This is a genomic window from Labrenzia sp. PO1, from assembly GCF_012273635.1.
Taxonomy (GTDB): domain Bacteria; phylum Pseudomonadota; class Alphaproteobacteria; order Rhizobiales; family Stappiaceae; genus Roseibium; species Roseibium algicola.
On record NZ_JAAXCR010000001.1, the window covers coordinates 469973 to 484766 of the forward strand.

12 protein-coding genes are annotated in these 14794 nt (G+C 59.5%); 4 read left to right on the forward strand and 8 right to left on the reverse strand.

The annotated features are described in order from the left end of the window. Positions 1-69 precede the first annotated feature (69 nt). Positions 70-819 carry an SDR family oxidoreductase gene (locus tag HCG46_RS02255; RefSeq protein ID WP_062488241.1) on the reverse strand — a complete coding sequence of 250 codons (750 nt, stop codon included), beginning with the start codon at positions 817-819 and terminating at the stop codon, positions 70-72. Positions 820-914: 95 nt separating this feature from the next. Here HCG46_RS02255 and HCG46_RS02260 point away from each other — a divergent pair, with 95 nt between their 5' ends. Continuing rightward, the gene (locus tag HCG46_RS02260; RefSeq protein ID WP_031269175.1) at positions 915-1829 is read left to right on the forward strand and encodes an AraC family transcriptional regulator; all 915 of its coding nucleotides are present in this window, start codon (positions 915-917) and stop codon (positions 1827-1829) included. A 5-nt stretch (positions 1830-1834) separates the two neighbouring features. Here the strand turns inward: HCG46_RS02260 and HCG46_RS02265 are convergent, their stop codons facing one another. The 5 genes from HCG46_RS02265 to HCG46_RS02285 form a co-directional block, all read right to left on the reverse strand. Next, positions 1835-3358, reverse strand: coding sequence for an SH3 domain-containing protein (locus tag HCG46_RS02265; protein ID WP_168684428.1), 1524 nt, complete (start codon positions 3356-3358; stop codon positions 1835-1837). A 226-nt stretch (positions 3359-3584) separates the two neighbouring features. Beyond that, positions 3585-4190 (reverse strand): ABC-type transport auxiliary lipoprotein family protein, encoded by a 606-nt coding sequence (locus HCG46_RS02270; RefSeq protein WP_023014540.1) that lies wholly within the window; start codon positions 4188-4190, stop codon positions 3585-3587. 26 nt (positions 4191-4216) lie between these two features. Beyond that, positions 4217-6223 carry an MlaD family protein gene (locus HCG46_RS02275; protein WP_023000658.1) on the reverse strand — a complete coding sequence of 669 codons (2007 nt, stop codon included), beginning with the start codon at positions 6221-6223 and terminating at the stop codon, positions 4217-4219. A gap of 10 nt (positions 6224-6233) precedes the next feature. Beyond that, positions 6234-7043 (reverse strand): ABC transporter ATP-binding protein, encoded by an 810-nt coding sequence (locus tag HCG46_RS02280; RefSeq protein WP_023000657.1) that lies wholly within the window; start codon positions 7041-7043, stop codon positions 6234-6236. A 7-nt stretch (positions 7044-7050) separates the two neighbouring features. Further along, on the reverse strand, positions 7051-8199 hold the full coding sequence (locus HCG46_RS02285) for an ABC transporter permease (protein ID WP_023000656.1): 1149 nt from the start codon (positions 8197-8199) through the stop codon (positions 7051-7053). A gap of 125 nt (positions 8200-8324) precedes the next feature. Between HCG46_RS02285 and dgcN the strand changes: the two genes are divergently transcribed. Together dgcN and dgcA are read left to right on the forward strand one after the other, a co-directional pair. Further along, positions 8325-9338: an N-acetyltransferase DgcN gene (gene dgcN, locus HCG46_RS02290; protein ID WP_062488239.1), complete on the forward strand. Its 1014-nt coding sequence runs from the start codon at positions 8325-8327 to the stop codon at positions 9336-9338. Then, entirely contained in the window at positions 9335-10318 is a 984-nt protein-coding gene (gene dgcA, locus HCG46_RS02295) for an N-acetyl-D-Glu racemase DgcA (protein ID WP_055655302.1), read from the forward strand. The genes dgcN and dgcA overlap by 4 nt, the downstream gene beginning before the upstream one ends. A 134-nt stretch (positions 10319-10452) precedes the next feature. On the opposite strand, the gene HCG46_RS02300 is transcribed toward dgcA, so the two are convergent. Beyond that, on the reverse strand, positions 10453-11631 hold the full coding sequence (locus tag HCG46_RS02300) for an MFS transporter (RefSeq protein WP_055655304.1): 1179 nt from the start codon (positions 11629-11631) through the stop codon (positions 10453-10455). Positions 11632-11751: 120 nt separating this feature from the next. On the opposite strand from HCG46_RS02300, the gene HCG46_RS02305 reads away from it, so the two are divergent. After that, positions 11752-12891, forward strand: coding sequence for a protein phosphatase CheZ (locus HCG46_RS02305; protein WP_023000652.1), 1140 nt, complete (start codon positions 11752-11754; stop codon positions 12889-12891). Between the two features lie 208 nt (positions 12892-13099). Here the strand turns inward: HCG46_RS02305 and HCG46_RS02310 are convergent, their stop codons facing one another. Continuing rightward, positions 13100-14434, reverse strand: a complete 1335-nt coding sequence (locus HCG46_RS02310) for a globin-coupled sensor protein (protein WP_168684430.1) — start codon at positions 14432-14434, stop codon at positions 13100-13102. Between the last annotated feature and the right edge of the window lie 360 nt (positions 14435-14794).

Consider the following 14794-nt stretch of genomic DNA (forward strand, 5'->3'; position numbering starts at 1 on the left):
TGCATGGCCAGCAAAATCGAACTCCAAAGAATTGCCGGACGGTGGCCACACCGCCCGGCATACCTTTCATCAGGCCGCCAGCGCCTCTGCGTCGCTGCCAGCAGGAAGGTGGGCAGGACACGACGGATCGGTTACCGCCTGCCAGATGGCTTTGACCACATCTTCCGACCGGGTCGGTTCCTTGTCGGCATCTGCCATGAAGGCTCCCATCACCTCCTCGACAAAGGGCTTGTAGGCCGCAGGCGCCTCCATCGCGTCCGCCATCAACGCTCGTGCATTCGTGCCAAAGCTGGTCGAAGGTGCGCGGCCCGGCAAAACCAGCTGGACGCGGATACCAAGCGGCGCAAGCTCCAGAGCCAGGCAATCGGTATAGGCATTCACGGCCGCCTTGCTGGCGGTATAGACCGGTAGCAGCGGCAAGGACTTCAGCGTGACACTGGACGACACGTTGACGATAACGCCCTCGCCCTTCTCCCGCATCTGCGGCAGCACCGCGCGGATCATCTCGAAAGTCCCGAAGGTGTTGGTGTCGAATATCCTGCGCACCACGTCTTCCGACGTTGCCTCGAAGGGCGACAACCAGCCAACACCAGCATTGTTGACCAGCACGTCAACCGGACCGGCGGCAGCGACGGCCTCGGCAATGCTGGTGTGATCTGTCACGTCCAGCGGCAGAATGCGCAAATGTTCGGAGGCCGGCAGCAAGGTGGCGTCGGGTTTGCGCATGGTCGCAACCACCCGCCAGCCCTCGTTCAGAAAATGCCGCGCCGTTTCCAGACCGAAGCCGGAGGAACATCCAGTAATCATGATGGTCTTCATGACAAAGTCTCCTGTTGTTGGATGCTCCCCATATCGACACGACGGACAAAACTTACTATCATGAGAAGTCTCAGTCTTTTTATCGAAAGTCCGAAATGGCAGATCCCCTGTCCGAAGTGATCACACTTCTGCGGCCCAGAGCCCCCTTCTCGAAAATCGGGGAAGCCTCCGGCCCCTTCCGGGTGCGACGGGACGATGTCAACGAAGCGTTCTATTGCCTGGTGCTGATGGGGCGGCTCAACCTGGAAGTGGACGGAAGAACACCGGTGATATTGTCAGCGGGCGATTTTGCGCTGCTGCCCGCCGTTGGCGGGCTGACTGTCACCAGTCTCGATCCGCCACCACCTCCAGGCTATTTCAGCCAGCCTGTTTACGGGGAAGATGGTGTTGTGCGCGTCGGCATGCTGGACCCGCGTGAAACCCCGCCCCAGGTTCAGCAGTTGGTTGGCCATTGCAGCTTCGGAAGCCCGGATGCCGAACTGCTGGTCTCTCTTCTGCCGGAGATGGTGGTTGTGCGCGGCGAAGATCGTCTGGCGTCGCTGGCAGCCCTGGTACGCGACGAGGCACGGGCCGATCGCCCTGCAAGGGATGTGGTGCTGGAAAACCTTCTGCAGGTCCTCCTGATCGAGGCTTTCCGTTCAAGCGTCCAATCCACCGCTTCTACCGGGCTTCTCAGCGGCCTTGCGGATGCTCGGGTGGCCCCTGCCCTGCGTGCCATGCACGGCGCGCCGCAACAGGCCTGGTCGATCCGGGCGCTGGCCGGCGAGGCTGGCCTCTCCCGCTCCGCGTTCTTTACCCGTTTCAACCGCATTGTCGGCCTGCCGCCAATGAGTTACCTGCTCAACTGGCGCATGACGCTAGCCAAGCACATGCTGCGCTCAGGTCTCCACAGCATCGGCGAGATATCCAGCCGGACCGGCTATGGCTCCACCAGCGCCTTCAGCACAGCCTTTACCCGGCACGTTGGCTGCCCGCCCGTCAGATACGGCAAGGCAAGTGCAACGACCTGAACCGTCTATTGTTCCGAGAACCCCTCCCAGGATGGCTTCACCCGGCGCGTAATCGGCAGAAACTGACCGGCTTCGTAGTAAAGGTTCGGCGATATGTATCGGGCGCTGACCCAACCTGTCTGCCCTTCGAACTGACCCTGGTACCAGATGCCGACCTTGTCTGCGCGGATCATGCAACCGGTCAAGGAGAGCGTGGCGCCGGCAGGCAACATACCCAGTACCTGCCCACCCACATCAGGGCTGGAGCGGAAATTCACATTGCTTTTCACCCGGCCCGACGGGCCACCGTTTTCGCCAGCCCAGCTGTTTTTGGAAACAAGCTTGTTGTCCGAGCACCCAAGGACGTTCCCCATCAGACCCAGCGTTACAGGGGCTGAAACGACTTTCCTGGAAGCACACCAGCCCTGCAAGCCACCGTTGACCTCCTCGTTTCCGGGGCCCTGTTGCAGACAAAGAGGTTTGCCACGCCAGAGTGCAACGGACAGAGCCCCTTCTGGCGTCATCGACAGCTGGCACGAGAACGTATCGGTATAGAGGGTTGCCGTTCTGCCTTTCAAAGCTTTCAAGTCCGAAAGCGAGAACTCCGAGTTCATGAACTGAAACAGGTCGGCGACCTCGTAGTAGGCCTTGAAGGATCGCCCTGCCACGTTGACGGTGTTGCAGATTTCGTTGGCATCGTAGTCGACACCATCTCCCACATGGACAAGGTTTGCTTCAGCTTCGTTGGAAACGGGAGAAAAGCCGAGGTTCCAGGTGTTAATTCCGCCGCGCAGATAGAAGAAGCTGTCTGCCGTCGAATGCTTCAGGGCTTCCATCATCAGTTCAGGCGGATTGATGTTGAAGCCAATCAGCTTGCTGTATTGTTCGGTCACCTGGTAGCCAAAGGCCAGGATCTTGTCGATACGCTCGACCTGCGCGCCCTGATTTCCGGCAAGATATGCCATGTGAAAGCCAAGTTCCGCACCTTTTTCAACGTAGCGGGCATCGCTGGCAAAAGGGTGCACCATGTCCACGGACAGGGAGAATGCCAGAGCACAGGCAGACACACAGCTGGTATTCTTCAGCACGAAGACGCCACCGATGTTCGGATCCTGACTTTCAAGATTGTACCGGATGCTGTCAGCGATCTTGAACCCTTCGAGGAAATCGCCTCCAGGACTGTTGAAAACGAGGTAGCGTATCGACGGGCCACTTATGCTGTCCAGAAAGGCAGACAACTTGCCGGCATCGCCCTTCACGATCGGGCCTGAAAGCTCGATCACATGCGTTGCCATTTCCGGTTCCGCAGGATAAAGCGCAAACTGATCGATCTGCCCAACCACCCCGTCTTCCAAGTTCGGAAGCTGCGCCAGAACGCTGTGCGGTCCTTCAGGGGGATAGATAAGCTTGAGGCTTCTCAGGTGCGGCTCGAGATCCGGCCGCAGCCTGAAGTCGGCTGCATTTGCAAAGGGCATGGAAAACGCCCCCAGCAGAATAATGAAAAGCACGGCACCAGCCTTGCACCAGAGATCACCCGCAACTCTCGTCATGTCTCGTCTCACGTTGAACATTGGCCACCTGACTAGCAGGCAGCCGCATTGTTCACTGCCCCCAGATAGGGAAGACGGCAACGATTATTTGTTCAGGACGCTGGATTTCAGACTGCATCAAGCAGACAAATGCACACCGGAGAACGAGGATCATTCTCCGCCGCATGAGAGCCGGAGGCAACATGCGGATAAGGGTTCCCAATTGCGGCTGTTAAGGGTACCCGCCTCAGACGTTCTGCAGCGTCCAGGCAGCCATTTCTGCAAACACCCGGTCAGCTGAAGCGTTCATGGCCTCGACCGCCTTGTCGACGGTCGTGCTACCGGAAGACGTTTCCGCCCGGAAGACCTTGTTGGCAACTGTTCGACCGTTGCGGTCGTTGACGATGCGGGCCGAAATTTCGACGACACCTCGATTCGCACCCGCCACCTGCAGTTCGAAGGCACGGATTTCCGTCTGGAGCTGATAATCGATCAGCAGGCCGTCGCCCGGCAGGCCAACCCCGCGCAGGCGGTTGGTGTTTTGCAGGGTTTCGACAAGTTTCAGCTGCACCACGTTGGGCAGCGTGTCGGCCCAGGCAGAATCCGGGAAGTAGCTGTAGACCGGCCCCTTGTCGACAACCGCGATGTAACTGGTGTCGAGTGCTTTCAGTGCCCGAGGTGCGGAAACGAGAACCTGAACGCGGCTGGACCGGCCCTGTAGGCCACCGACGTCGGCCGCACCGATGCTGTAGTAGGCCGACGGCGCGGAACTGGCGCATCCGGACACAAGCACGCCGAGCCCGAGAGCGGTCAAGACGCCCCGGCGGGTCATGTCAGTGGTTGCCTTCGTCATACGCCCCTGCCTCTGCACATTCAGTCTCACCGGCGCCGCCCGCCGGAATATGTCGGCACATCTTCACCGCCGAAGATCACCCGGTTCGGACTGCGTTCAAAGCTTTCCGCCGCCCGCTGGATCGAGATCAGTGTCCGGTTAACCTGCGCCAGCGCCGCGGCGAAATCCGCAGAGCCCTGGGTCGCAAACTTGGAAAGCCCGCCGGCGATCGAATCTGCCCGGCTTTCAAACGCAACCGCAACCTTGCGGATTGCCTGCGCGGCCAAAGTCGCTTCCTTGATCAAGCCTTCACCATCGCCGTCCACCATGGTGGAAACCTTCTCGACCAGGCTTTCGACGCGCACCGAGGTGGAATTCAGCGTCGCGGTCATCTGCTTGGCATCGGTGATGATCTGGTCGACGTCCGGTGTCCGCTTGGAGAGATCGTCCGTCATCTGCTGAACGTTGTCTGCAGCCTTGCGGGCACTTTCCAGGATGGCCGGAATGCCGTCTTCCGGATTTGCAAGACCTGCTGTCGCCGTTTCGACGGAACCGACGATATTCGCAACCTTTTCCGGATCCACGGCCTTCATCAGGTCATTCGCGGTCTGAAGCGTCGTCGCAAAACGTTCGGCAGCCGCCTGAACATCCGTTATCAGCGCCGCGATCCGGTCATCCTGACCACGAACCGTCGCTGAAACCGCCTCGAAGTTCTGAACGGTGGACTTGGTCGAAGCGATGATCTCGTTGATCTGCGTCTGCTGATTGTTGAAGTTGTCGATGATGCTGGAAACATTGTCGACGGCCTTGCTGACCTTCTCCGGATCGACACTCGCCACAAGCTCGTCGACCTTACCCAGCGATGCATTGAGGCTGTCGGTGAAGGTGCTGACATTGGCAACCACTTCCTCGACCTTCAGCGGATCAATGGCAGCGGCAATTTCCACGCCGCGCGTCATGATGGCATCCACCTTGACCACGACATCACGCCCGCCTTGCACGATATCCTTGATCGCGCCTTCCTGGTTCCGGATGTTTTCCACCACCGCATTGACGTTCTGCATGGTTTCGCTGGTGGAACTGATCAGCTTGTCGATGTCCCCGGTGCGCTTCTGCAGCACCTCGCCAAGGGCTGCGGCCCCTTGCACCACCTTCTGGACATCTTCAGGATCAACCGCGCCAACAATCTTGTGAACGCGATCGAGCCCTTCATTCAGGTTCACCGTGAAGGTCTGCAGTTCCTTGGCCGCGCTCTGGGCATCGGCCATCAGGAGATCGATGTCGCTGCTGGCCTTGCCGAGACTTGCGGAAAACTTGGAAAGGTCATCGACAATGGCGGTGACCTTGTCGGAAGGCACGGCAGCCAGCAGGCGTTCACCTTCCTGCACCAGCGTCTCAAGCCGGCCGGACAGGCTGGAAAACGCATCGGAAGCCTTGCCAATGCTGGCCATGAAATCCTTCACGCCATCGGAATTGGCGGCCAGCGCGGCGGAAAAGGTCTCTGCGTTGTTGACGATCTCGGTGATTGCGGGACCGTTGTCCTTCAGCAGGTCGTCGACCGTCTTCATGGTCGAATCCGCACGCTTGAGAACATCGCGGGCACCATCCACGATGTCATCGAAGAAGGACCGTTCGGCGTAGATGACCGGAACTTTGTCCTCGTCCTGGTCGTCGGCCATGCTCAGCAGAAGCGGCGATTCAGATGATCCGCCACTGAGGTCGACATAGGCGACGCCTGTCAGGCCGGTGAAATTCAGCGTTGCCTTGGTATCTTCGCGCAAGGGCGTCGAGGGCTTGATGCCAACGGTGGCCACAACCTTGGTCGGATCCCCCGGTGCAAAGTCCAGCGATTTCACATCGCCGACCTTGATGCCGTTGAAAAGCACCTGCCCCCCGACCGGAAGCCCCGTCACTGGGCCCGGATAGACGATTTTCAGTTCAACGTTCTGCCTGGATTCCGCGGTGACGGCGAGCCAATACACAAAGCCGAACGCACCGATCAGGATTGCGACCATGAAGGCGCCGATCAGAATATAGTTCGCGCGGGTTTCCATTCAGTCCAACCTATACTCGGCGCAGGGCCCGTTCACCCCTGAAGTAAGATTTAATCCAGGGATCATCATTTTTCATCATATCGTCCATCGTGCCGATGGCCAGAACCCGCTTTTTCCCAAGAACAGCAATCCGATCACAGATAGAATGCAAACTATCAAGATCATGGGTGACCATATAAACGGTCAGTCCGAGGGTCGAACTGAGATTTGCAATAAGCGAATCAAAGGCCGCCGCCCCGATCGGATCGAGTCCGGACGTCGGTTCGTCCAGAAACACCAAATCCGGGTCGAGTGCAAGGGCGCGAGCCAGGCTGGCCCTTTTGATCATTCCCCCTGAAAGTTCAGACGGCAGCTTGTCGGCGGCATCTTGCGGCAGCCCGACTAGTTCCAGTTTCAGGGTCGCCAGTTCGTCCATCAATTGCGGCGAAAGTTTCAGGTGCTCCCGCATCGGCACCTGAATGTTCTGCTTGACCGAAAGCGAGGAAAACAGCGCGCCCTGCTGAAAAAGTACCCCCCAGCGGCGTTCGATTGCCGTGCGTTCCTTCGGGCTCGCGGTCGACAGGTCGTGTCCAAAAACCGAAATCTGCCCGGTTCGCTTGGGAGTCAGGCCCAGGATGGTGCGCATAAGCACCGACTTGCCGGTTCCCGATCCACCGACGAAACCAAGCACCTCGCCCCGGCGCACATCCAGGTCGAGATCCTGCAGAATGATCTTGGAACCGAATCCAACGGTGATGTCGCGCACGGACAGGACATTGTCCGACTTTTCGCCCGTCGCGGCGGTCTCTTTTGCAGGCGTCACGCTTTGGCTTGGCGTCATCGGTCGGTCAAACTCCAATCGCGGCAAAGAATATGGCGAAGAAACCATCCACCACGATGACTAGAAAAATCGCTTTCACCACCGACATGGTGGTGTGACGGCCAAGAGATTCGGAGGAGCCTTCGACTTTCAGCCCTTCCACACAGGCAATCAGGCCGACGATCAGTGCCATGAAAGGCGCCTTCACCAGACCCACGACCAGCGTATTGATCGTGATTGCCGCCTGCAACTGGGTCAAGAAGGCGGCCGGTGGTATATCCAGATAGGCCCATGTCACGATGCCGGACCCCAGCAGCGCCGCGAGATCCGAAATGAACGTCAGGATCGGCAGAGCAATCATTAGCGCCAGAATCCTAGGCAAAACAAGGACTTCAGTCACACTGAGGCCGATGACATGCAGTGCGTCGACTTCCTCCTGCATGCGCATCGCCCCAAGCTCCGCCGTGAAGGCGGATCCCGAGCGCCCTGCCACCATGATGGCGGTCAGGATCACGCCGATTTCCCTGAGGACCAGGATGCCTGCAAGGTCGACCACGAAGATATCGGCACCGAATTGCCTGAGGTAGAAGCCACCCTGCTGCGAGATGATGGCACCGATGAGAAAACTCATCAGCGCGACGATCGGCACGGCTCCAATGCAGCTCCGGTCGAACTGAACCGCGATCGATATGCTGCGCAGGCGTTTGGGCTGCAGCAGAACTGTCGACAGAACCAGGCCGAGCGAGCCGAGAATATGCAGCATCGCCAGGGCGTCGTGATAGACGTCCACCATCTGGCGGCCCGTGGCTTCCAGGAAGCCGGCAATGGAAAATCCGTTCCTGTCAGGCTTGTATCTCGGAGGATGGTGGCTCTCGATTTCCTCGAACAGGGTCTGGCGGACGGGAGAGACACCGGTCAGGCCAACCTTGCGTCCCTCGAATTCCAGTCGGCCGCGCGTGCGGTGGATCAGCCAGGCACCGCTCGTATCCAGATGCTCGATCTGGGACACATCGATGCAGGTCAGGCTTTTTTTGTCGATCGTGAGGCTGTTCAGCTCTTTTTCTGCGTCGGCGATGGTGCTGACAGTCCAGTCGCCGGAAAGGGCAAGGTATTGATGATCCGGCCCGTCTGCTTCCAGAACCATCTCCGGTGCGATGTTTTTTTCCAAGAATGCCATTCCGGCTGGCTGCCCTCTTGCCGCTGGTTCACCATCCCTCGTATACCTGATGGAGAAGTTCAATACCAACCGTCATTCACCATGAAGTTGGTAAACCCTCCAGCAGCCACTTGAAAGCTTAATCCATGGAAATTGCACGTCCTTACCTGTTGTTTCTCGGTGATGTTCCCGATGCCCTCGCAGCCAAGACCGCGATCGGCATCGTCGATTGGCGCAAGGACTGGTGCCTGGGCCAGGTCCGCATGCCCGGATGCGCCGCCGACACAGGCCTTGCCGACATGTCGATTGCAGAGGGGGCGGAAGCTGGCGCCAAGACGTTCATCATCGGAGCTGTGAATGCCGGTGGTCGCCTGCCGGAGCACTGGGTCGAATCTGTCGTCGAAGCACTCGATGCCGGCATGGACGTCGCTTCCGGCCTCCATGTGCGCCTTGCCAGCGTGCCGGCCATCAAGGAAGCCGCAGAACGGAACGGTCGACAGCTCCACGACGTGCGTCACAGCAGCATGGCTTTTGCCACCGGCAAGGGCACCAAACGCGCCGGCAAACGGATCCTGGCCGTGGGTACCGATTGTTCCGTCGGCAAGAAATACACCGCCCTTGCCATGGACAAGGCAATGAACGACCGGGGCTATTCCAGCACCTTCTGCGCCACCGGCCAGACCGGCGTGTTCATTTCCGGCCGAGGTGTCGCACTCGACGCGGTAATTGCCGACTTCATTTCCGGAGCTGCCGAGTGGATCTCTCCGGAGACCGATCCCGATAACTGGCAGATCATCGAAGGCCAGGGTTCGCTGTTCCATCCGTCCTTCGCCGGCGTCACCCTTGGTCTTCTGCACGGCTCCCAGCCGGACGGTTTCATCGTCTGCCATGAACCGACACGCACCAAGATGCGCGGCGTCGAGGCGGCACTGCCGACGATCCAGCAGGTCATCGACATGACCATTGCCTGCGGCAAACTCACCAATCCGGACATCCGCTGCGTCGGTATTGCGGTGAACACCACCGCACTCGATGACGATGAGGCCCTCGCTTACCTGGCAAAGGTCGGCGAAAAGCACGGCCTGCCGGCAACCGATCCGGTCCGCTACGGCATGGAAGCCATCGTTGACAAGGTTTCGGCGGAATTCGGTGCGCCATGAGCCTTGAGGTCAGCATCGAAGCGCAACGCTTCGAAATCGCGGGAGGTTTCAGGATCTCCCGCGAGACCCGAACCCATGCCCAGGTCGTGGTCGTCACCCTGAGTGACGGCAAGGCAACCGGCCATGGCGAAAGCGTGCCCTATCCGCGTTACGGCGAATCGCTCGAAACCGTTCAGACGCAGATCGAGGAAATCGCGCCCCTTTTGAAAAACGGCCTCAGCCGGGAACAGCTTCTGGAGGCGATGCCCGCCGGAGCAGCCCGCAATGCCGTCGACTGCGCTCTTTGGGACCTGGAAGCAAAACGATCCGGAACACCGGCAACGGACATTGCCGGTGTCGGTCCGCTGAAGCCGGTCACGACAGCCTTCACCATCAGCGTCGACACGCCGGAAAAGATGGCTGAAAAGACCCGCGCTGCAGCTCACCGCCCGCTTTTGAAGATCAAGCTTGCCGGGCCCGGTGATGACGAACGGATTGCCGCCGTACGCCTTGCCGCTCCTGAAAGCACCCTGATCGTTGATGCCAACGAAGCCTGGGACGAAAGCTGCTTTGAGATCAACATGGCCGCCTGCGAAGCTGCGGGCGTGGCCCTGATCGAACAACCATTGCCGTCAAAGAACGACGGTTTGTTGGCAGGGCTCGAGCGGCGTGTGGTGATCTGCGCGGACGAAAGCCTTCATCCGGGCAAGAGCATCGATGGGCTGCGCGCAAAATATGACGCGGTCAACATCAAGCTCGACAAGGCAGGTGGTCTGACGGCTGCGCTGAAGCTCTGCGACGAAGCGCGCGCCCAGGATCTCAAGGTCATGGTCGGATGCATGCTCGGCACGTCTCTCGCGATGGCGCCTGCGGTCCTGATCGCCCAGAAGGCGGATTTTGTCGACCTCGACGGACCTCTGCTCCTGGCCGAAGACCGCTCACCGGGACTGAAGTTCGAAGGCAGCACGCTCTATCCGCCTCAGCCGGAGCTGTGGGGGTAAGAACTTCAACCCTGAACAAAAGAAAAGCGCCGGTTCCTTGTCATTGGGCCGGCGATTTTTGTGGGTATGCATATCTGGACTATCGAAGGCGCTGAAATCCCTCTTCAGCGGGAGAATACGGAATTTCCCCAACCTCACTCCGCCGCCATGCGATTTCGCAGCATTGGCGTCATCGCAAGCGTCAACAGCGTGCCGATTGCCGCAACCACGGACATCACGAAAAAGGGCCAGTCCGGATTGATCTCGTAAATGGCGCCGGAAATGCTGAGGCCGATCGCCATCTGGATGCCTACGGAAGTCGCAAGCAGACCCTGCCCCGTTCCCGCCCAACGGCTCGGCACGACTCGTGCAAGGATCGCGACGGCCCCCAGATGGGCCGCGCCGAAAGATAGGCCGTGCAAAGTCTGCAAGGCAGCCATGGCGGGGAGCGTGTCGGCGAAGGGGAACAGCAGCCAACGCAAGGTTGCCGCCACCCCGGCGGCCAGCAGAAAGATTGGCGGATCAAACCGTTGTGCCAGTTTTCCGGCAACCGTGAACAGGGCGATTTCAGCCGCAACACCCGTCGCCCACAAGAGACCGATCGCAAAGTCAGGCACATCCATCGCCTGCCAGTAGAGCGTCCCGAAGCCGTAAAAGGCTGAATGGCTCGCCTGGTACAATCCAAGCACCATCAACAACGGCCAGAACCAGACGCTTTTGAACGGCGTGTCCTTGTGGTCGTCCGAAGTCCCGTCAGCCGCTTCGGAAGGCGTTTCACCACGTTTTTGCCGGGGAAGCGACATGGCAACAGCACCCGTTGCCAGGGACGCAAGGCCGACGGCAACCACGATGAGCCAGGACGTACCTTCCGCAGCCAGCGAACCTCCGAAGATGCTGGCAAACACGAAACCGGCTGAACCCCATAGCCGCATGCGGGCGTAATCCGCTCCCGTATTGCGCTGGACATCCAGCGCATAGGCATCGCTGAGCGGCACCACCGGCGCATTCATGACCATGTAGCCGATCACCGCGACGGACAGGAACACCAGCCCTAACGGCAGAAAGTAGAGCCCGATGAAAAACGCGGCGGCCAGCGAATAGATCAGGATCGACAGACGGCGCTGGCCGGTGCGGTCGGAGAGATTCGACAGAAGCGGACTTGCCGCGATCCGGGCAATCGTGCCTATCCCCAGAACAAATCCGATTTCAGCCGCTGTCAGCCCGCGAAACCCGAGCACGACCGGAATAAACGGCAGAAACAGGCCAACGCCGAAGAAATGGCTGGCGAACAGGGCCGAGACACGGCTGCTGATACTGGAACGGTCGAGCGACATGGGATACCGGGCGAAGTAGCGCCCTAAAAGGATGTTAACGTTTTCCGCCTTACCTTGGGGGCGAAGTTGTCCGTGTTACGGCAATAAACGACCCTTAGGCAAGTTGAGATTCGCGTCCACATGAAAGCGGAAGCAGCACAGGAACAGCCGGAGCTGATCGGCGAAGCCGAATACCAGACTCTCGAACAGACCCTGATGGAGTCCGATCGCGGGCGCAGGTTTCTGAAAGAGTTTCTCAATCGCAACAAGACCCCGGAAACCACCGAGATCCTGACCGCGATTGGCCGGCTAGAGAAAATGATGACCCGGCAGCGCAAGGTGCCGGATCTCGACAAGATCCGTCTCGACATTGCCGACATGCACGAGGCTATCGAGCGTACCAAGGCCGAGATTGCCAACATCAAGGCGGAAGGCGAGGAAAGCAACCGCTTTGTCGACGCCTCTCACGAACTCGATGCCATCGTCACCCAGACCGAAGGCGCGACCCAATCCATTCTGGAAGCTGCAGAGCAGATTCAGGAGAAGGCCTGGGTCCTGCGCGAGAATGGTGCGGACGATGCCGTGTGCGACGACATCGATGCCAAGGCGACCGAAATCTTCATGGCCTGTTCCTTCCAGGATCTGACCGGCCAGCGGACCAACAAGGTTGTTCAGGTACTGCGCTATCTTGAAAGCCGCATCAACCTGATGATCAACATCTGGGGCATCCAGGAGCTGGAAGCCGAAGCAACGGCTGGCCCGGTCGACACTCGTCCGGATGCACATCTCCTGAACGGCCCGCAGCTTGCGGGCGGCGTTTCCCAGAACAACGTTGATGAGCTGATGTCCGTCAGCGACGACGTGTTTGACGCCGCACTGAAGGAAACCGGAGCGGAAGCAGCCCCGGCAGAAGCTCCGAAGCATGCCAGCGAAGCTGATGTTGATGCCATTATGGCAAGCGAAGCCGACGTCGATGCCATCATGGCCGGCGGTGACGAGCCGATGGACGCAGCCGCTATCGACGACATGTTCGCCTCCGCTCCTGCTGCCGACGACGAGGAAGAAGACGACGAATTCGCCGGTGCCGACCCGGACGCCACTCTCGATGAAGCTGCCATCGAACGCCTGTTCGACAGCGAAGTGGGTGGTGGCACTCATGAAGCGGCAGACGAAGCCGAGGCCGACGCCGAATGGGAGCTGACCGAGGAAGTCAGTGAAGAAGATGGCGAAGATCCGCTGAAACAGCTGTCCGAAGCCGAGCGCCAGGCACTCTTCAACTAAGTCTGCATCCGGCAGGATTTTCGAAAAAGGCGCCCGTTACGGCGCCTTTTTTTGTTGCCTCTCCTATCGATTCTTGCAGATAGAACGCTACGGATTTCCGGGTTCGCAGAGCCGGGGCGCGCGAGCGGAATACCCTTTGCCTCCGAGGTCCCGGCGCAAGGCCGGGACAGCAAGGTGGCGGTCGGCTGGCACGTGTGCCAGTTGGTGGTCAGCGGCCGAAATTGATCTTGGCGAAGAACTGTTCCGCCTGCTGGCCAAGCTGGCCGGCCTGGTCTTTCAGCGCCGTCGACATGTCCTGAATGGTGCCGACAGCTCCCTCGACATTTTCGACCGACCCACGCACAGCGGTAATCTCGTCGGTAAAGGCTTGGGTGCCCTGTGCAGCGATCTGGACGTTGGCCGAGATTTCTGCCGTTGCCGACGCCTGTTGCTCCACCGCGGAGGCAATGCCGGTCGCGATTTCGGACAGGGCACCGATTATCGAGGTGATGCCTTCGATATCCTGCACAGACTGTCTGGTCGCCTGCTGAATGCTGGCGACCTGTTCGGTGATTTCTTCCGTCGCCTTGGTCGTCTGGCTGGCGAGTTCCTTCACTTCGGCGGCGACAACCGCAAACCCGCGGCCCATTTCCCCGGCACGCGCCGCTTCGATGGTGGCGTTCAGTGCCAGCAGGTTGGTTTGTTCGGCAATTTCAGAGATCAGCCCGATCACCGATCCGACCTGATCCGCGAAGCCGGCAAGTTTCGTCACGGAAGCGTTTGTGCTGCGTGCACCTTCCACGGCCTTCAACGCCATCTCGCGGGACTGGCCTGCCTGGCGACCGATCTCGGTGATGGAAGCGGACATTTCCTCCGTTGCCGTCGCGCTTGACTGGACACCGCTTGCGGTTTCGGCAGACGTATTGTCCATCTTGACCATCCGCTCTCCGATGGAGCCCGTCTCGCGGCGCAGACTGCCCGAAGACACTTCAAGTTGTTCGGATGCCGCGCCAAGCGTGCCGACCGTACCGCCCAGAACGCCCTGGAATTCCTGGATGGCGGCCTTCAGTTCGGTCTCGCGTCCGACAGCGTCTGCCACCATTTTCTCGTGATAGGTGGAGATCGCGACATCCATGTCCAGCATGACCAGCTTCGTCATCACCTGCATGGCCCGAATGCGCTTGCCCGTCGACATGAAGCGCTTCTTCAGGACCGTCTCCGTCAGTTGCGTGAGGGCGAAGGAATAGCCACCGATGTACCAGCTGGGATCGAGGCCGATCCGCACATGTGTGAGGCCGATCTGCACAGCGCGCTCGTGGTAGGCTTCATCCGGGCCCGTTGCAAACAGCCCTTCCCAGTGGCTCATCTGTGCCTTCACAAGGCGCGACTGCTGGTTGCCGACCAGTGCCGCCAGATGCGGCACGGTTTTAACGTGTGCGTAGAACCCGTCCAGAACGCTCGGCAAGGCTTCCTTGATTGCCGGCCACATGGACTGGGCCACAGCCCGATCCTCGTCCGTGAAACGGAAAAACTTCAGCCGATCTTTCAAGGTGTTTGTCTGCATGAATGCCTCTTGGATCAGCCGATGGAGGTCCGGTTTGACGGGCCCGTGAGCTGATCGCTCTTCAGTTGCCGGACCTCCGAGCCTCACAGTGAAGAGGCAAGAGATCCTGATTCAATAAAGCACGTGTCACCTGTTCCCTCGCGAACCCAAGTGGGCTGTTGAAAGGCACAACAAGGCGTTCCGCGCCATGCTCGATGCATCGGTACGCTGGCAATGTTCAGGTGATGAAAGGAGAAGACGCGGCGCCGTTGCCTGGCAATCCACGCTGGAATTCAATTTTCAGCAGCCCTGTTCGCGCCGTCCCGACGAAAAGGCAAACAGGACTGCCTGGTCCGGTCTCCTCCACCCGACTTCGGCAAG